This is a genomic window from Desulfovibrio biadhensis (genome assembly GCF_055388615.1).
The window spans coordinates 1,675,570-1,695,152 of record NZ_AP042477.1 but is presented as its reverse complement, the minus strand read 5'-3'; the positions used below and the strand labels follow the sequence as shown (position 1 = coordinate 1,695,152).

Annotated in this window: 12 protein-coding genes and 1 tRNA gene; 11 read left to right on the top strand and 2 right to left on the bottom strand. The window is 52.5% G+C overall.

The genetic code is table 11. From position 1 onward, the window contains the following. The first annotated feature begins 39 nt into the window (after positions 1-39). Genes ACZ5EH_RS07365 through ACZ5EH_RS07350 form a run of 4 tightly spaced genes read left to right on the top strand, consistent with a single transcriptional unit; the run spans position 40 to position 8,000 of the window. Positions 40-2,649 (top strand): PEP/pyruvate-binding domain-containing protein, encoded by a 2,610-nt coding sequence (locus ACZ5EH_RS07365; protein ID WP_464277478.1) that lies wholly within the window; start codon positions 40-42, stop codon positions 2,647-2,649. Further along, positions 2,603-3,028, top strand: a complete 426-nt coding sequence (locus ACZ5EH_RS07360; RefSeq protein ID WP_464277477.1) for a response regulator — start codon at positions 2,603-2,605, stop codon at positions 3,026-3,028. The genes ACZ5EH_RS07365 and ACZ5EH_RS07360 overlap by 47 nt, the downstream gene beginning before the upstream one ends. Then, the gene (locus ACZ5EH_RS07355; RefSeq protein WP_464277476.1) at positions 3,025-5,409 is read left to right on the top strand and encodes a PEP-utilizing enzyme; all 2,385 of its coding nucleotides are present in this window, start codon (positions 3,025-3,027) and stop codon (positions 5,407-5,409) included. Before ACZ5EH_RS07360 ends, ACZ5EH_RS07355 begins: the two co-directional genes overlap by 4 nt. Next, positions 5,406-8,000 (top strand): PEP/pyruvate-binding domain-containing protein, encoded by a 2,595-nt coding sequence (locus tag ACZ5EH_RS07350; RefSeq protein WP_464277475.1) that lies wholly within the window; start codon positions 5,406-5,408, stop codon positions 7,998-8,000. The genes ACZ5EH_RS07355 and ACZ5EH_RS07350 overlap by 4 nt, the downstream gene beginning before the upstream one ends. Here the strand turns inward: ACZ5EH_RS07350 and ACZ5EH_RS07345 are convergent. Beyond that, complete coding sequence (locus ACZ5EH_RS07345) at positions 7,991-8,641, bottom strand: metallophosphoesterase family protein (protein ID WP_464277474.1); 651 nt, start codon at positions 8,639-8,641, stop codon at positions 7,991-7,993. The two genes, ACZ5EH_RS07350 and ACZ5EH_RS07345, sit on opposite strands and share 10 nt — an antisense overlap. A gap of 588 nt (positions 8,642-9,229) precedes the next feature. On the opposite strand from ACZ5EH_RS07345, the gene ACZ5EH_RS07340 reads away from it, so the two are divergent. Both ACZ5EH_RS07340 and ACZ5EH_RS07335 read left to right on the top strand, forming a co-directional pair. Then, the gene (locus ACZ5EH_RS07340) at positions 9,230-9,940 is read left to right on the top strand and encodes a FecR family protein (RefSeq protein WP_464277473.1); all 711 of its coding nucleotides are present in this window, start codon (positions 9,230-9,232) and stop codon (positions 9,938-9,940) included. A gap of 10 nt (positions 9,941-9,950) precedes the next feature. Then, complete coding sequence (locus tag ACZ5EH_RS07335; RefSeq protein WP_464277472.1) at positions 9,951-10,361, top strand: hypothetical protein; 411 nt, start codon at positions 9,951-9,953, stop codon at positions 10,359-10,361. 190 nt (positions 10,362-10,551) lie between these two features. Here the strand turns inward: ACZ5EH_RS07335 and ACZ5EH_RS07330 are convergent. Then, a tRNA-Arg gene (locus ACZ5EH_RS07330) sits at positions 10,552-10,628 on the bottom strand. Positions 10,629-11,135: 507 nt separating this feature from the next. Here ACZ5EH_RS07330 and ACZ5EH_RS07325 point away from each other — a divergent pair. The 5 genes from ACZ5EH_RS07325 to asnB all read left to right on the top strand — a co-directional run bounded on the left by ACZ5EH_RS07325 (position 11,136) and on the right by asnB (position 19,369). Beyond that, positions 11,136-12,002 carry an ABC transporter permease gene (locus ACZ5EH_RS07325; protein WP_464277471.1) on the top strand — a complete coding sequence of 289 codons (867 nt, stop codon included), beginning with the start codon at positions 11,136-11,138 and terminating at the stop codon, positions 12,000-12,002. Continuing rightward, complete coding sequence (locus tag ACZ5EH_RS07320) at positions 12,002-13,294, top strand: ABC transporter ATP-binding protein (protein ID WP_464277470.1); 1,293 nt, start codon at positions 12,002-12,004, stop codon at positions 13,292-13,294. Before ACZ5EH_RS07325 ends, ACZ5EH_RS07320 begins: the two co-directional genes overlap by 1 nt. 19 nt (positions 13,295-13,313) lie before the next feature. Beyond that, positions 13,314-15,302, top strand: a complete 1,989-nt coding sequence (locus ACZ5EH_RS07315; RefSeq protein ID WP_464277469.1) for a carbamoyltransferase C-terminal domain-containing protein — start codon at positions 13,314-13,316, stop codon at positions 15,300-15,302. A 451-nt stretch (positions 15,303-15,753) separates the two neighbouring features. Next, positions 15,754-17,202 carry a glycosyltransferase family protein gene (locus ACZ5EH_RS07310; RefSeq protein WP_464277468.1) on the top strand — a complete coding sequence of 483 codons (1,449 nt, stop codon included), beginning with the start codon at positions 15,754-15,756 and terminating at the stop codon, positions 17,200-17,202. Between the two features lie 232 nt (positions 17,203-17,434). Further along, positions 17,435-19,369 (top strand): asparagine synthase (glutamine-hydrolyzing), encoded by a 1,935-nt coding sequence (gene asnB, locus ACZ5EH_RS07305; protein WP_464277467.1) that lies wholly within the window; start codon positions 17,435-17,437, stop codon positions 19,367-19,369. Positions 19,370-19,583 lie beyond the last annotated feature (214 nt).

The window sequence follows — 19,583 nt, the reverse complement described above, 5'->3', positions numbered from 1 at the left end:
AGTAAAACATGACGAATTTTTCCAGCAGGAAAGCATACAGTGAATGTCAAAAACCTACTCACCTTCTGGCGGCGCAAGCCGCTTCCGGTTCCCTTCCAGGCCTTGTTTCGCAAGTTCAAGGGAATCATAGAGCGCAACAACCGCATCCTCGAGTTGATGGGAGACATGGGGGACAAGCTGGGGGGTGAGTATGTTTTCGACAAGCAATACATCCGCGACTCCTGCGAAAAGATGGAAGACCTTGTCTTCAAGCTCATTTCAGACCTGAGCGTGCTGAGCCAGCGCAAAAACGTCGAGCTGTTCCGGGCCTATGAACGCATCCGCCTGGCCATTCACGAGGAATTGTCCGGCAAGCTGTTTCTGGAGCAGACGGACCTCGTGCTCCCCCTGAACCAGCTTGACCAGGAAACCGTGGATGCTGCCGGCAACAAGTTCAACACGTTGGGAATCCTGCGTAATCTTCTTGGCCTGAATGTGCCGGACGGCTTTGTCGTCACCACCCGCGCGTTTAGCGAAGTGCTTGGACGTTGCGGCCTTACCGCGTCCAGCGACGCCGTGGCCAAGGCCTGGAAGGATACCGACGAAACAGCCTTTGACGCGGCTTGCGAGACCATGCGCACAAAGGTTCTGGGCTGCGATCTGCCAAGGCAGCTCACTTCCAAGATCATGGCTCAGGCCAATGCCATCGCCGCGGCCCATCGCAAGGAAACCGGCAAGGAACCCTTGTTCGCCGTGCGCAGCAGCGCATGGGGCGAAGGCGGCGAAATCAGCTTTGCCGGTCAGTACAGCAGCGTGCTCGGCGTACGGCGCGAACGGCTTGCCGAGGCATGTAAGGAAGTCCTGGCCAGCGCGTACTCGCCACAGGCCTGGCATTACAGGTCCCAGCTAGGCTTCCGGGAAGACGAGCTGGCCATGGCGGTGGGCATTCAGGTTATGGTGCCCGCCAGGGTCAGCGGGACGCTGCAGACCTGTTACGGCCGCCACGCCATGTGTGACTGCATGGCGGTATACAGCGCCCCAGGTCTTGGCGCGCCGCTGATGGACGGCGCCATCCAGGCCGACACCATGATTTTGGGGCGCACGCCTCCTTTTGACGTGCTGGCGGCGCGTAAAGAGGAAAACGAATGGCAGCTTCAGCTTGACCCTACAGGGGGTATTGTCAAGAAAACGCTGTCTTTTGATGAAAAGCAGGCGGACAGCCTGCCCCCGGAACAGGCCAAGGAGCTGGCGCGGGCGTGCATGGCCATAGAAAGTTACCTCAAGCGCCCTGTAGAGGTGGAGTGGAGTATGGACGATGCGAGCAAGCTGTACATCCTGCAGGCCCGCCCTTTTACTCCCGAAGAACCCTTGCAGAACACCCCTTTTGTTTGCGTGGACGACAAGGAAGTGGTGCTTGAAGGCGAAGGGTTCATTGTGCAGCAGGGCGTTGCGTCCGGAAAGGTGCATATTCTGCACAGCGACGAGGACCTGAGCACGGTACCCCACGGCGCAGTGCTGGTCAGCCGCTTCACATCGCCGCGTTATTCCAGAATCATGCCTCGCTTGAAGGGCATCATCACCGACATTGGCTCCCCCGCGGGGCACATGGCCACCATTGCGCGCGAGCACCGTCTGCCCACCGTTGTCAACACCGGCAACGCCACGCAGATTTTGCACAACGGTGACGAAATCACCCTGGACGCCAGCAACAACGTCATCTACCGCGGCATTATTCCGGAGCTGCAGCGCTTTGAGCTCGAGAACCAGTGTGTTTTCGAGGAGTCGTACGAATACAGGCTGCTGCGCCGGCTGCTCAAGCGTATTTCTCCACTGCATCTGGTGGACCCGAAAAGCGACGATTTCCGTCCATCCAATTGCCGCACGTTTCACGACATCACCCGGTACATTCACGAAAAAGCCGTGGAAGAACTCATTCAGATAACGGAAAATAGAAATCTGGGTGATGAAACCAAGCCACGGCGCCTGGTGTTGGATATTCCTCTGGGACTGACCGTCATCGATGTGGAAGACGGCCTGCAGGGAGCGCCCGACAAGGACGCTCACTTCAATGATGTGCTTTCTGTTCCGCTGCAAGGGCTGCTGCAGGGCATGATCAACTCCGACATGTGGTGCACGAATCCCGTGGCGGTGGATATGACGAGCTTCATGTCCAGCTTCACCCGCACAGTGCCTGCCGCGCTTTCCTCCCCGGTGCGCGTGGGCAGAAACCTTGCCGTGGTCTCCCGGGAGTATTGCAACCTCCATTTGCGGCTCGGCTACCACTTCAATATCGTGGATGCCTACCTGAGCGAACAGATCAACGACAACTACATCTATTTTCGCTTCATGGGCGGCGTCACCGGCCAGGAACGCCGTTCTCGGCGCGCGCGATTCATTGCCGAAATCCTGGAGCACTACGATTTCAGGGTGGAAATACGCGGCGACCTTGTGGTGGGGCGCATCAAAAAGTTATCATTGGAGCGCGGCGTGGAGCGAATGCTACTCCTGGGCGGCCTGGTGGGCTACACCCGGCAGCTCGATGTGCAGATGCACACCGCCGCAGACGTGGAAAAGCACGTCGAACTTTTTCTGCAACGCATAGCACCGGTTATTGGGAGCGCAAATGACCATGAACGAAACAAGGACCCGCATACTGGTGCTGGACGATGAGCCCATCGTGTGCAAGCGGCTCAAACCGGCATTCCAGAAGGCAGGCTATGTGGTGGAGACGTTCACCGACAGCGCCGAAGCCATGCAACGAATCGAGCAGGAGCACTTTGATGTCGTGGTCACCGACCTGAAAATGGAAGGCATCGACGGCATGGGCTTTCTTACCAGAATCCAGGAAATCGCCCCTGATACCGGGGTGGTGGTGATCACGGGATTTGCCACCCTGGATACAGCCAAGGAATCGTTCCGCAAGGGCGCCATGGATTTTCTGGCGAAGCCCTTCAAGCTCAGCGAAATCATGGACGCCGTGAAACGCATAGAGGCCAGGCGCAAAGAATCTTCCGAGAACACTCCCCAGGACCACAAAGGGAACGCATGATGCCCCCTCGCCTGCTCTCATTTACATCCCGTCGCAAACGACGCGAAAGAGAACAGGAAAGCCCTACCTCTACCCGTTCGCTGTTCCACAAGTTCCGCCGTATTCTGGAGCTGAACAACGATGTGTTGGGACGTATGGCGGAAATGGAAAGTGCGCTGGGGGGCGAATACATTTTCGATATGGCCTTTCTCTCGCGCTCCGTGCGGGAGATGAGCGGTCTTGTGCACCAGGTTGCCTACAGCCTAAACGCCATGACCGACGACCGCTATGTCCAGCTCTATGACCGCTTTGAATACCTGAAGTCGATTCTCTACGACATTCTTTCCGGCGGGTTGGGACCGGAGGCCTCACGCCTGACCATGGACTACCACGAGCTGCACTGGGAAAATCTGCCCCTGGTCGGCATGGCCAATGTTTGCCTGGCGACACTTGGACGCATGCCGGAAGTAAACGCAGTTGATGGCTTTGCCGTCACCGTTACGGGCTGCAGCCTGCTTCTTGAACAGGGATTTTGCGCGTCAATGGAAGAGGCCGTGCGCACAGAGACCGATGCACTGTTCTCGCGCCGCGGGAACGTTTGTCCCCTGGAGATTTCCGTGCACCCAGCCGGCACACTGGAGCCTGCCGCAGGGCAGCATGTTACGCAGGTCGAGGCGGAAGCGTTGCCCCATGCGCTTTTGGAAGCCTGTGCCAAAGGGGCGCGTAACGGCTGGAGTGACTTGGCGCTGGGTATACATGAAGCCGTGCCGGGCACTATTAGCGGCAGTCTGCAGACCTATTGCCCAGGCGGGGCGCCTGGGTCCATGTGTCTGGAGCTTGCCCACGACAACGGTGTAGAAAGCTGCATACTGGGCAAGACGCAACCCATTGCCCCCCTGGAAAGCGATATTTTGCCCAAGGCGGATGTCGAAAAGCTGCCAGACGGTGCGCGGCCGGTGCAACCATTGGACAATGGGATGTTGCGCGGGTCCGGATTGCTGCGCCCCGGCCTGCAAAGGCAGATCGCCGAGGCGGGCATCGCGCTGGAAAGGGGCCTGGGCTCCCCGCAAACACTGCATTTGCGCCTGACGCCCAAAGGCGCTTTGCATGTCGTGGATGTAACGCCCGCCGCCCTGGAAACGGAGAGTGAGGCGGACCTGCTGGAACTTTCCGAGGTTCTTGATAAGGCCCACCCCCTTATACACGGGGGCGAGTCGGCCCAGGCAGGCGCCGCCGCCGGCCGGGTCGTACATGTGGACGAAAACAACGTTCCCGCAGATTTCCCTCTGGGCGCTGTTGCCGTGGCGCGCACCGCATCCCCGCAACTGGCGCCTCTTTTGCGCAGAGCCGGCGCTCTGGTGACAGAACTGGGTTCCACCATCGGGCACCTGGCGACTGTGGCCCGTGAATACCGCATCCCCGCCATATTTGGCGTCACGGGTGCGCTTCAGGCGTTGCCCCCTGATGCTGCGGTCACGGTGGATGCTTCTGACACAACCATTTACGCAGGCTCACTGGACGCGTTACTGGCGCAGCGCCGCGCGGGCTCAGAGCTTTACGCCATGGACCCGGAATACACGATCCTGCGACGATTGCTGCAATTCATCATGCCGCTACAGATGACAGATGCTGCAGCTCCGGGCTTTGCTCCAGAAAATTGCCGCAGTTATCACGACATCATCCATTTTTGCCACGAGCGCGCCGTGGAGGAACTGCTGCATGTTCACTCCGGCAGGAACACCATTGCTCCACATCGCCTGCAAATGGGCATACCTTTGGACCTGCACGTGGTGGACGCAGGGGGCGGTTTAGCCCATGGGATCGGCAACGTCACCTCCCGTGACGATATCCTTTCCGAGCCCATGCGCTATTTTCTGGCGGGACTGCGCTACGCCTGGGACAGCCGGCAAAGCGTGCGCCTATCCATGCGCGATGTATTTTCCGGCATGCAACGGACATCCGCCCTGCTGCAGGCGCCTACAGGCAACCAGGGGCAGAATCTCGCGATTCTGGCCACGGGCTATTGCAATCTCAGCCTGCACATGGGCTATCATTACAATGTCATAGACGCCTTCATGCAGGAAAACCCAAACCAGAATTACATCTATTACCGTTTTGCCGGCGGCTTTGCCGATTCGGAACGCAAGGCCCGCCGTGTCAGACTCATAGAGCGCATACTGGGAGCGCTGCAATTCCACGTGGAACGCAAGGCCGACCTTTTGACGGGGCGCCTCAAGATCGTGGACCAGGAAACCATGGCGCGAACCCTGGAGCAGCTCGGCATGCTGACCTCCTTTACCAGACAGCTCGACATTTCCATGGGCCGCGAAGCCAGCCTGGAACTGATGGGCAACGCCTTTCACGAGCTGGTGCAGCATTTTAGCCCGCAGGAGGCGTCATGATCGCCTGGCTGCGCAAGGTATACCGTGACAAACGCCTGGCCCGGGAGCAGGCTGCCTTACGCTATCTCAAGGCGCGCTACCATACATTCCGCGCCGTCTTGCACTGCAACGAGCAGGCCCTGGAAGGCATTAGCGCATTCGATACAGCCCTCTTGCGCCATGCAGGGGCTTCGGAAGGCCCCCAGGGGCTGGAAGAGCTGTTGTCAGTCATCTTTGAACTGGTTGACGGTCTGAACCGTCTCTCGGACAATCGTTACCCCGCGCTCTATACGGTGTACGACAGGTTGGCGGCAGAAATCCGTCGTCTGGCGACTGCGTTGGCATCAGGCAAGGACAGTGACCTGCTGTATATCCCCTTGGCCGATGCGCGTGTGGAGCACGCCCGGGTCATCGGCGGCAAGGCCGCCTATCTGGGTGCGCTCATGGCTGCTGGCGCGCCCGTCCCCACTGGCTTTGCCATGACCGTCCAGGCTTGCCGCCATTTTCTTCAGGAAGCGGACCTGGAAAACGCCATTCGCCGGGAATTGCTGCCCATAGAGGCCCGCGCCGAAGCCGCACAAGGCGGCCAGGCAGATCCACATATGCAAGCAGAAATTCAGGATGTGGCAAAGCGCATTCAGGCCATGATCCAGGACGCCGCCTTACCTGTCGACCTGGAGTCCGCGCTGTTATCAGGATGGAGCGAATTGGGGCAGCCCCCTGTTTCCGCGCGCAGCAGCGCCCTGGTGGAAGACAACCCGGAGCACTCCTTTGCAGGGCAGTTCAGCTCTTTACTTAACATCCGGACCCCGGAAGCCCTCGCCGATGCCTACAAGCACGTGGTGGCCAGCAATTTTGGCCCACGCCCTTTGGCGTATCGCATACAGGCCGGCTTGCCCGTGATCGATTTTTCCATGGCCGTGATTGTGCAGACCATGGTCGCTGCGAAAGCAGCCGGCGTCCTCTTTACCCTGAACCCGTCCGCCCCTGAAAATGGACGCATGCTGCTGACGGCCGTGGCCGGTCTGGGCACGCAGGCCGTGGGGGGCAATGCCCCCGCCGATGTGTATGAACCGATGCGCGGCGCGCCGGATGACGTACTGCGCCAAGTGCGTGAAAAAACCACGCGAGAAATGGCGCATGCGCACGGAGGCTTGCACATGGAGGATGTGCCCGAGGCGGAACGCCTGCGCCCCATTCTGGAACAAAACGCCATTACCGCGCTCATGCGCTGGGGGCGCTTGGGCGAAGTGCTTTTTGGCGGCCCCCAGGACATGGAGTGGGCTTTGGACGATGCAGGGCGACCACACATTTTGCAGTCGCGCTCCATTCGTTTGCAGGGCAAATCCATCCGCGTAGCCGCCAAGCTCAGGGGCAAAAAGCTTGTTTCGGACGGCAGTTGCGCTTCCCCTGGCCGCGGCGTTGGCAGAAGTGTTGTTATTCATGATGCGGCTGAGCTTTCCAAACCGCTACCTGATGGTCCCGTGGTTTTGGTGCTGCAGCAAAGCCTTGTGGATGCGGCGTCCCTGATGCCCCGGGTGGAAGGCGTGGTGGTGGAGCTGGGCAACCCCACGGATCATCTTTCCTGCGTTGCCCGTGAATACGGCGCCCCCATGATAACCAGCGCCACGGGCGCCCTGAACACCATACCAGAGGGTGTGCTGGTGATTGTGGACGCAGACGATCATCTGGTCATTGAGGCTCCGGAAGAAGTAGGAGACATCATTGACAACATCGGGGATCAAAAACATACCCGGCAATCTCCCCAGGCAGTCGTTACAGGGATGGCGGCCGCCCTCCGCGATCTTATCGTGCCGCTCAACCTGACGGACGCTTACGGCCCCACTTTTTCCATAAAGGAATGCCGTACGCTGCACGACATTGTGCGTTTCAGCCATGAAAAAGCGCTCATCAGTCTGTTTCATGCAGGGGATGCCGTGGTGGAAACCGCTGACAGCCTGGTGCATTGGATCGAAGACGTGCCGCTTCAATTTCTGGTCATTGATCTGGGCGGCGGGTTGCAATCCGGGGTCAAACGCAAAATCAGCCTGGCAAACATACTGTGCGAACCACTGCAAGCCCTTTGCGGCGGTATGAACGCACCTGGCTTGCGCTGGCGCAAACCACCACCGTCCTTATCCACAGCCGGGCTGTTTTCCCGCTCCCTGCTCGACAATGCGGGTGAACGCCCCGTTGGCAATCAAAACTACGCGCTCATCACCCGGGATTACATGAACCTGAATTCGCGTGTGGACTACCATTTTGCCATGATAGACAGCGTGTGCGGCATGAATCCCCAGGAAAACTACATCCGCTTCCGTTTCAAAGGCGGTGGCACCGCCGCGGTGCAGCGGGAACGTCGCGCCCGTTTCATTGCCACTATCCTGAATGCCTATGGCTTTTCCACGGATCATCAGGGCGATCTGGTTACGGGATTTCTTGCCGAACTGCCGGCCGCCCCTCTGAAAGAAAAGCTGGACATGCTGGGGCGACTTATAGGTTTCAGCAGACTGATGGACGGCGCCATGACAAGTGACGCAGCCCCTCAGAAACTGGCGAATGCGTTTCTGGAGGGAAACCTCGCCCTGGAAGGCGACGATTTTCAGGAATGATAGAAATGGAGCCGGGGCAGCTCCACAGCCGTAAGCAGATTGCCCTTTTCCACGCCAGTATCGATGCCGATCTTGCCCTCCCCCACATAGGGTGTCTGGAAGGCTGTATGCCCGAAGACAATGATTTCTGGCCCTTCCCAGGGGTCGGACAGAAACGTGCCGCGCATGGACAGCATTTGCTCCAAGGGGCAATCCTCTGGCTGGCATCCATGGGGCAGGCCACCATGCAGAAACAGATACCCGGCCTGACGATGAAACGTATGTAAATCCTTAAGAAAAGCAACGTGCGCCTCGGGCATGAAAGACAGGTCCCGCAGTGTGCGCATTGCCGCGCCACCGTAACTTTCCAGCGTTGCCTCCACCCCTAGCATGCGCAATGTCTGCAACAGCCCAGAATCTCCAGTCCGGGCATATTCCAGCAGCATATACTCGTGGTTGCCCATGAGAAATACGATGTCCTTATGCCGGGCCTGCAACTCGATGAGGTAGTCGAGCACCTCACGGGTGGCCGGCCCCCTGTCTATGTAGTCGCCCAAAAAGACCAGGGTATCGCTCTCCTGCAGGGGCAAGCGCCCCATGAGTTCACGAAGCCTGGCGTAGTGGCCGTGAATGTCGCCTATGGCAAAAATACGCTCTTCCATGGGCAAAGACCTAACGGGGGAGGGAAAACTTCACAAGAATAAATGTGCAGAGAACCTTCATAACCCTGCCGCGTAGATGGTCCCCAGATGCCCCAGGTGGGTACTGGTGGATTCTTTTGGTTTTGCGACAGCGCTTTATGGCTGCCACTATTCTTCTTAGGCCTTTTTTGGGGAGGGGCACAGCGACGTTACCCTCTGTCAATTATTTGCAGCGCATAAACGCTGGCAGAGCGCGCAGCAAATATATATCATGAATAATGTCTGGCTGTTACAGTTTATATCAAGAAACAGACTGCACTTCACTGCTGTTTTCTACCTGTATCTTCTCCAAAAAAGCAGTTTTGGCAGCAGACTATAAATATAGTAGTCTTCATGTAATCTTTATTTTTTTTGTTTATATCATATATTACAAATAAAAATTGATTTTTAACCACTAGTACAACAGCAAATTGTCGTTCTTACACTCAAAATTACCTAACATTGAAGTTGACAAAAACTCTCCAATCAAAGAGAAGATATTTATGGTCTCAAAGTTGCTGGATCAAGTCTGGTGATTTATCAAAAAATCACAACCTAGGGGGTAGGGGCATGAAGGACGTACGTTTGGTGCAGCTCGGTGTTTTCTTTCTTGCTGTCCTGTTTTGCAGTTGCGCTTCATACGGTTTTGCGCAGGCTGCCGGCGCCGTGGGCTGGGTGCAGGAGGCCCAGGGGCAGGCGAATATCATGCGTGGGGAGTCGGCCATGCCGGCCAAGCCTGGCATGGCGATAAACAACAAGGACAAAGTAACGACAGGGGCAGCCTCCCGCCTGCAAATCATGTTCAAGGACAGGACGATTCTGGCCCTGGCTGCAAACAGCGAGTGCCACATTGCCGATGTGTTCATGGAAAAGAAGAAAAAACCCACATTTTTTGTACGCCTTTTCAAAGGCACCGCGAGTTTTCTTTCGGGGGCGATCAAGGAACTGAACCCTGAGGGCTTCAAAGTGGAGACGCCCAACGCATCTCTGGGGATTCGAGGCACCGAATTCGCCTCAGCCGTGGACCCTGGAAAAGAAGTGCACGGGTTGTACGCTGACGGCCCGTTGCTGGTATCCGCCAAAAATCCCCCACAGCCAGGGGTGGCGGCGCTGCCTCCATACAAGAAAAGCCAACTATGTCAGCAAATAACCATAAGCATGAAAGCGACGAACCTGGCGTACAGAAAAATCCGCAGCAAAGGTAAGCATACGGAAGCCAAGCCCTACAAGGTAAAGGCCGAGGCATACAGAAAACTCTTGCGCACATACCAATGCAGGTAAGGAGCAGATCATGAAACATCTATCACGTTCCTTATTGATTGTTATAGTTTGTATAGTGGTTGCGCTTATGATGTTTCCATTGCGCGCCAGCAGCCATGAAGGTGGCGGAGGTGGAGGCGGCAACGCCGACGGTGGCGGTGGAGGCGTGGGAAGCGGGGGCGAAGCAATGGCGATCAGCAATGCTTCTAAAGCTGAAGAGGCCAAAAAACGCGCCAATGAGGAAGTAGAGAAAGTTGAACGTATGCTTCAGGAAGTCGAATCTTCCGGACAGGCGCATGTGGAATTGACTGTACCCGGAACCGTGACCGAGTTCTCTGGAAATGGATTGAGCGCCCCCCGAGCTTGGACGCTGCAAGAAAAAGAGCGCTTTGATAAATCACGGATAAGGACAACGCTGCCGTTGCCCAAGGGCGTATGGTAACATCAAAAACACGGGTATCGCAGAGTAAGTGACACTCAAGGCAATTGGGTTATTGGCCTTGCGTAGGATACCGAATTAACGTCTACGCCTGCCCCTCCATGGAGTGGGGTCCACATTTATGGAGATGTGGAGGGGCGGGCTTTTTCTGCGCACGAGGCAAGGAAGGGAACTCTTTTCTGGCAATTTTTCTTGGTGCGCCCGGAGGGATTCGAACCCCCGGCCTGCGGATTCGAAGTCCGACGCTCTATCCGGCTGAGCTACGGGCGCGGGCCATTAGGGAACCTAGTACACAACGCCTCATGCCAAAGCAAGGCCCTACATTTGCAGCGAAAACGCCCATAACATGGGTAGTTTTTTTTCGTACTGGGTCTGTGTCCCTCCCGGGCGACCTCATGCATGCGCGCCAAGCACTACTGTTTTTCATTTTTTTGCCCTCTGTTTGCCCAGGGGCGACCTCATGCATGCGCGCCAAGCACTACCACTTTTCAGCGCTTTGCCTGCCAACTTTTTACTTTTTTTAATTGCCCCCTTTTCCCCGTGCTTTTCATTACGGATCTTTTTTTGTTACTGATATACAACGGCTACACCTTGAAGAAGGCGTTTACTGGCATGCTTTTACTGTATACTTATCCGTAACAATTTGCCCGCCCCCCTTGCCATGACAAGGAGTTGCCACCTGGACAGCACCAGGAGAATTTGGCATGAACATTTTTTACTGTGCATAAATACTTAAACTTTTCCCTTAAAGCATAAATATAGTAAACGCAGGAATACATGAGACTTATCGAAAAGGACGGAACACTTCTCACCGTCTACCAGCCAAATGAGCGTCAGGGCGGGCTGATTTGGGCTGTTCGCCAGGCTATTCATGAGATTTCAATATCTCGAGAGGTTATAATCAGGCTGTTTCTCAGAGATTTCACATCGCAATTCCGACAAAAAATCTTTAGTTATCTATGGGCCCTACTCACCCCGCTTCTTGGGATCGCCAGTTTTATCTTCATGTATTTCATGGGCATCCTTAACCCGGGGGTAAAAGATGTTCCTTATCCAGTGTATATTCTTCTTGGCACATCAATATGGGGATGCATGACCGGAGCAATGGCTTCTGTCAGTAATGGCCTTCAGGCCCAGTCTGATCTGGTCATGCGCACAAATATCCCAAAATTTGCCCTGGCCACAAGCGGACTTGCAGGTGTCGTCTATTCCATATTCATTGGAATGGTCACCATGGGCATTGTTTTCTTTCTCTTCGATTTTGCTCCAACATGGTGGTATGCAATATATCCAATCATGGTACTGCCCATGTTAGTGCTTGGCATCGCTTTCGGTCTCGTGCTTTCCGTTATCGGTTCTATTGCTCGCGATTTCACGCCAATAGTGTCGCAGGGCCTTGGGCTTCTTATGTACGCGACACCTGTCGCTTATCTTGCCGACAATGTTGATTCGCCCCTAGCGAAGATGGCGATCAAATGGAACCCACTTACATACCTTATTGAAGCTCCCCGCGATCTTATTTTTAAGGGAGATCCAAAAGATATCGGTATCTATTTCATAGTCACGCTAGGTTGTTTGATCTGTCTTGCAATCGCCCTCCGCATCTTTTACCTCATCCAGGACCTTGTCGCTGAGCGTCTATAATGTCAAAATCAAATGTAGTCGTAGAACAAGTAGGAAAGAAATTCGGTCTTTCCCTACGCACCGCCCTGAAATATGGACTGGTGGACAGCCTACGCCGCAGCGTTGGCATGGATAAGGCCCCACATCTCCGCAAGGGGGAGTTTTGGGCACTGCAAGATATTAATTTTGAGCTGGAACCGGGAGATGCACTCGGAATCATGGGTGTCAACGGGTCTGGAAAGACCACCCTTCTTCGCATTCTCAACGGGACATACTCTCCAGATGCCGGCAAGGTCACCCTGCGCGGCCGCATTGGGGCGCTCATTGCCGCCGGCGCCGGTTTTTCCCCCATGCACACGGGACGCGAAAACATTTATATCAGCGGCGCCCTGCTTGGGATGAGCACTGCTGAAATCCGCAGGCGCTTTGACGAGATTGTGGCCTTTGCCGAACTGGAAGAATTCATTGACATGCCCGTACGTAATTACTCCAGCGGCATGTCTGTGCGCCTTGGCTTTGCTGTGGCAGTGCTGGGCACACCAGAAGTTCTTCTTGTGGACGAGGTGCTGGCAGTTGGCGACATCAGTTTTCAAAAACGCTGTTTCGAGCGCATTGAAAACCTCAAAAAGGATGGAACTACCATTTTGCTAGTGTCGCACTCTCCAGGCGCCATATGGGCAGTCTGCAATAAAGGTATGCTCATCCACAAAGGAATCAGCCAAGGGGTCATCCCGGTTGAGGACGCATGTAAAGCCTACGACCATGCAAATATGCGTTCGCGCTTTACCTCGTCGTCATTAAGCCCAACCTCTTCAAAAGACTCAAAAAATGACTTGCCTTCGGAATATGGGGGCACGCGAGGAGGGACAGGCGATGTTATTATTACCAAGGTTGAAATACTTTCCAGCAATGGAGAGGCCGTAAACGAAATTCAATACGGTCGTTCTTTTATCATCAGAAGCCATGTAAAATTCTATTCTAAACTAAGCGATGTCATTTTCAGAGTTCAATTGAACGCAGAAATAAACAAAAGCATTGCTATCATTGACAGTTACGAGGCGCATCAGGATCTCATGGACTTTGATGAAGGCGAATATGTTTTAGACATTTTAGTCGACAAACCAAATCTTCGCCCTGGAATTTACGGATTTGGACCCTCCATATTGAAAAAAACAGCAGCTGTTCACCTGTATTTTGATATGGAATCTGCACGCCTTGTTATCACGCAGCCTGAAGATATCTTTTTCTACGCTGACTTGCGTGCGAGTGTTCAACTCAACACTTCATTCTCATTTTTCAATAACAATTCGTAATTTATATGGATACTTTTGTATGATAATTATACCCCAAGACATCCCAACGGGAAGCATTGTAGGAATAAACTACAATGGTCTACATGATACTTCCATTGCAATAGTCGCTCCTACGGGCAAGCTCCTCTTTGCAATGTCACTTGAGAGATTAACTCGCGAAAAACAGGATGGAAGACCTCCAACGCAACTACTCGATCAAATACCTTGGGACAGGATTTCTAAGGTCGCACTCTCAAATGGCTTTTCTGGAAACGGCGATATAAAGCCCAGCAAACTTTTTGACAACACGCTTCAAACAACTTCAAACATCTACGAACCGGCGCACCCAAAGAGTTATCTTCAATTCAAAGATTCGATACCCTGTGAAACCATAGAAGTTTGTCACCATCTCGCCCATACGCACTCTTCTTTTTGGGCTAGCGGATTCGATTCATCTTTGTGCCTAACATATGATGGTGGCATTTACAGTAATCCATGGTTAGGCGGGCTATATCAAGCCAGCAGGAATACTGGTGTAGAGCCTGTTGAAATGTTTACCAGGCTCGCTCACCCTGACATTGCTGCTCTTTATTCTCTCATTACTGCAATTCTTGGGTTCACACCGAACAAACATGAAGGAAAGGTAACCGGTCTTGCTGCATACGGTGTATCTAATTCTGAGTGCTATGCATTGCTCACTGAATGGTACAAAGACAATATTGCGATAACAAGCCAAGCTACCACGTGGAATTTTGCAAGGGACTTCGACGTTTCCCCTTCGATTTTTGTAATCGAGGATAGAATTAAGCCTCTCAGAGATGCACTAGCCCAATTCTCCAAAGAGGATATCGCTGCAACCATTCAAAAATTTCTTGAAGCGCATATCCTGAAAATCCTGACGCGTGCACGGGAGAATGGCATAACAGGGGATAGAATTTGTCTTGCAGGCGGCCTGTTTGCAAACGTCAAGGTGAACCAATTGATCTTGGAGTCGGGCTTTAAAGAGATTTTCATTGCACCTGCCATGACCGATGATGGCACAGCTCTTGGCGCAGCTTGGCACGCAATAATGACAGAGAAGGACTTTTCGCCTGAGCCAATGACGTCAACCTATTATGGGCCCGCATTTCCTACTGCATCTATTGAAGAGGAACTCATTCGTAGAAACATTTCTTATGAAACGCTGACGTCACCTGCAGAAAAACTCGCCACTCTCTTAAGTGAGGATAACATTGTTGCCGTATTCCAGGGCAACATGGAGATGGGGCCGCGTGCACTGGGGAATCGCTCCATTCTGGCTCAGGCCACCAAATCGGAGATTAATGCGCAATTGAATAATAAATTGAACCGTACTGAGTTCATGCCTTTTGCCCCCTTATCCCGTGTGGAAGATGCGAGCCTGCTATACGAAAACGCCTCACAAATAGAACGCGCGGCCGCCTTTATGACAATAACAGCCAACTGCACAGATTTAATGAAGGAAAAATGCCCTGCTGTAGTTCATGTAGACGGCACAGCTCGTCCTCAATTGGTAAGCAGAGAAACCAACGCGCTCATCCATGAAGCCATAACAATTTACTATGAAAAGACAGGCGTACCGTCCATTGTAAATACGTCCTTTAATCTGCATGAAGAGCCAATTGTCTGCACGCCAGAAGATGCCTTGACTGGATTCTTTGAATCAGGACTCGATTATCTTCTTTTTGAAGATAAATTCCTCATTTCTTATGCGGACAACAAAGAAGCTGCTGTTCATATTTTGCGTGACCGCCTTCGCTTCTCACGTAAGAAGTCTTCCAAGTTGACTTCCCGACTTAAAGCAAAATGCCATGAATATAGTGAAGAAATAGTAGCATATAATGCGCAGCTTGGCAGCTTCACAAAGGAATTTGAAAATTTCACTGCAAAGAATGCAACTCTACAAAGTACCCTAAACAAAGTAGAAGAGGAGTTGGCAACTTGCACCAGGCGAAAAACACCTCTACTCACTTTACTTGCTTTGAAAATTCGTGACGCTTTGAAAAAATAGTAGACTACAAGGACAGATTGAGTGAATGCCACCTTCAACAGAGGACATCCAACAGATTACTATTTTCTTCAAAGACATTTAGAAAAATAGCGCAACTTTATACAAACAGTTTTTACTGATGGACAGGCACTCTACACATACTTATTTACAGCTTTCCTAATTATTTTAAACAATAAAATGATCCGAGAAAGTGTCGACATATCCACATCGCCCTTTACCTAAACAATAAGTATGGCGCACATACTGAAAATTCCAGCGACTCACACACTCTATGCCCATTTATCCACAGTGACTATGCATTCCGTGGATAACGCACACGAGTTGCTTATTTATTTTTCTCTATATCAATAGACTTTTACACCTATAGTTACAACCTACAAAAATATTTTGAAATCATTCAATTCCATAAACGAGATATAACTATTTTCACAACATTATGAGTTCTCAATAAATGCCTCGTTCCATCCTTCTTTACAATCATATATCCGGCACTGGACACCATGAATCATGGACTGCCATGTTTGCAGCACTGCTTCTGGAACGTGGCTACCGTGTCGTTATCATGACGCCTGTTCCTGCCGTTATGTTATCTGTACTGGAGAATCACGACCTTACGGCCTCCGAGAGCTTGATTGTGTTGCTCATGCCGGAAACGCTCCCTCTTCCACCCTCATTCCGCCAGCGCTTGAAAAACCGGTTGTTGAGACAGCGGCGGATAGCGAACGGCCAAGCATCCAGCCCAAACACTGAAGAAGATGTGGTGGAAACAAGAGATTCGTTTTTCCATCGCTGGTATTATCGCGGCCACATGTACGCACACCATCTCCCAGAGGTCAGAGTAACCTTTGACTTACCCTGGCGGGTGATATTGAAACGTAGTCTTTTGCATGTGTTTGCCCCACCAATGTGGTATCTTCAAAAAGGCATTAGCAAACTCGTACGTTCTTTTTTTCCAGCCATGCATTATACCGGAGAGCGCTATCCAGGAAACCTGTCGGCAGCTGCCAATGCTGCCCAGAGCATGCTGCAATGGAAACCTGACGTTCTTTTGTCCATGTACGCTGACGTATGGATTACAAAGCCTTCATTGTGGCGCCCCCCCCATGTTCGTATGTCAATACCGTGGGGGGGCGTCCGATTCGCCCCTTTAACCGGAAATCAGGCCGGTACTGAAGGATATTTCTCGGACCCAATGTTCAAGGGGCTATGTTTCCTAGATGAAGCGGCTGTGGAATCTTATCGTGCCCGGCAAAAAAGGAACATATTTGCTTTTTTGCCTGACATTGTTAACGGAGACCTGCCTGAGGAAGAAGGCCAGATCACAAGGGAAATGGTTTGCAAAGCTAAAGGACGTCCAATCGTCCTCTTATGTGGTTCAATAGAGGGGCGGAAAAACCTGCTTAAATTTTATGAGATGGCAACGTCTCCTGAAGCTTCGGATTACTTGTTCGCAATAGTTGGACAAGTGCATACCCACTCCTTCTGCCCAGAAGAACAGAAGATATTAGAGACCCTCTCTGATAACAATGTAGACAATATATTCTTTCGTGACATCTACTTCAAAGACGAACGTGAAATGAACGAAGTGATCGCTACCAGTGACGTCATTTTCGCCGTTTATCGAAATTTCCCTATTAGCAGTAACATGTTGGGCAAGGCTGCGCATTTTTACAAACCTATCCTCGTTAGCAACCGCAGCCTAATGGGGCGCCGGGTCCGGGAGTACGGGATTGGCTGCCCCGTTTCTGAAGATGATGCTCCAGCTATGCTGCATGGGCTACAAAACGTCCTCGACCATCCCATAGCTGCACATTTTTTTGAGCACTACAATAAGCAATTCTGCAAAGCTGAACTTGGGAATAATTTAGATGTTTTTTTGCAACAGTGTGTGGAAGGGTAGTACATTCTTTCTATGCATTACACTTCACCCTCCAACCACAACAATTATATATATGGCAAACTTCACTTACTCCTTCACCTTTTCACATGTCATCTGTGATCTACCGTTAGAATTTTGAACTATAATTTTTTCATAATCACACTTCTTTTTTCGGCAACATTGGTGATATGTAAAAGTTTGTGCTCTACCATCTTGCTTTTAACATCAGAAATATGACAAGGAAGGCATCATAATGTGTGGCATCTTAGGTGTCATCCACCGAGAACCAGGAAATCGCCCACCTCTGAATGCTAAGGAACTCGCACTCCTTGCTCACCGAGGTCCGGATGGCGACGGCGCATACACTGACGCCCATGCCCAACTGGGGCACACTCGCCTGGCAATCATCGATCTTACCGATACCGGCAGTCAGCCGATGCTCAGCCAGGATGGCCGATACGTGGTCACCTTCAATGGCGAGATTTACAACTACGTGGAGCTTCGCAAAGAACTGGAAGGACTTGGAGAGCACTTCTCCTCCAATTCCGACACGGAAGTTTTGCTGACAGCGTATAAAGTGTGGGGCCGCGACTGCGTGGACCGCTTCCGTGGCATGTTCGCATTCGCCCTTTGGGATTCGCAGACACGCAGCCTCTTTTTGGGGCGCGACCGCTGTGGAGAAAAGCCACTTTTTTATTATCAAGACGCGGATCGTTTTATCTTCGCTTCTGAACTCAAAGCTTTGACTCCCCTCATCGGGCGACAACCGGACTTGAATCCCGAAGTTGTCGATTTGTACCTCCATTTCCAGTACGTGCCCGAGCCCTTCACTTTGCTGCGCGATGTCCACAAATTGCCTGCAGCGCATACCATGTGGTTGTCCCCTGATGCTTGGCAAACCACGCCGCATCGGTATTGGAATGTGGAAGATATCGTAGATCCATCGCCCTCTCCTGAGACAGAAGCTGACATTCTTGCGAGTATTCGCGAGAAACTTGAGGAAGCGGTGCTCATGACCCTGCGCGCGGACGTGCCTGTTGCCGTTGCCTTGTCCGGCGGCATCGATTCAGGCGCCATCGCCGCTTTTGCGCAAAAACATTATCCTGAACCCATGCACGCATTTTGTGTCGGGTATCCAGGGCGCCCCCCTTATGATGAACGCGCCCAGGCGCGGGCTTTGGCGGAATCACTGGGCATGATCGTTCATGAAGTTGAACTGCCTGTACAGAGTTTCGTCGAGTTCTTTCCAAGCCTTGTCCACATCATGGATGAGCCCATTGCTGATCCAGCCGCCTTTGGGCACTTTTCGGTTCCCAAAGCTGCATCTGATTGCAGTATTAAAGTATTGCTCACCGGAATCGGTGGTGACGAAATTTTTTGGGGCTATTCATGGGTAACAGGTACAGCACGAACCAATCAAATGCTTGCGAAACACCCTGCTGTATCCAGTCTGGCCGCCCTCTTAAACAAGCCCGATTTCATACGCCTCCTCAAAAAACTTGCGCATTCCCATCGCGTGCCGGCTAGGGCGCGTGGTTGGTTCAAGGTTATTCTTGACCTTGCGGAAATACGCAGGCCAAAGGGGCAACTGCATTTCATGCATGCAGCCCCGGATTTCAGCGATTTATTTAGTATAAAAAGCACCTTTTATGGCAACGCCATGCGTGACCTGGCCTCTGAAAATCCCTTCAGACCCACCGAAATCGGGCCTCGTAGCCTTGAAAAAATACCGGCAGCCATAATTCGCCTCCTTTTCGATACATGGCTCGTCTCAAATTGCCTGTCCCTGGGCGACCGCGTCAGCATGGGGACAGGTGTCGAAACGCGTTTGCCGTTTCTGGATGCGCCCCTCATTGAACTTGTGATGACGATTCGAGCAAAGCACCCTGACCATACACTTGGACAGAAAGCCTGGCTACGCGCTGCTCTTAAAGATGTACTGCCGCCGGACGTGCTCTCTCGGCCTAAAGCGGGCTTCCAGCCGCCTGTGATAGAATGGTTGACCGGCGTAATTTCTGAGTATGGCGCTATCCTTCGCGATGGCAAGCTGGTTGCCGATGGCATCCTGGACAACAACAAAATTGACACGCTTCTTACCAGTCTTTTACAGCAGGGCTGGCCCGGAATATTTTTCGTTTACAAACTCGTGCTTTTGGAAATGTGGCACCAAAAAATTGTGAAGCAATAAGCTAATTTTTTGCGCACAAGTTGCCTTTTTAAATGCTGATGCGTTGTAGACCTTTGAGGAACAACACGCAGGATAATTATCGTGGATATTTGCGTGTATACGGCGTGCCCCTCCATACGGGCACCCTTACGAATTACCTGAGCAGCTAGATTGATACAAACAAGGTATTTTTCCCAGCGGACTTTTTCTGAGGGCAGCACCTGCCATATCCACG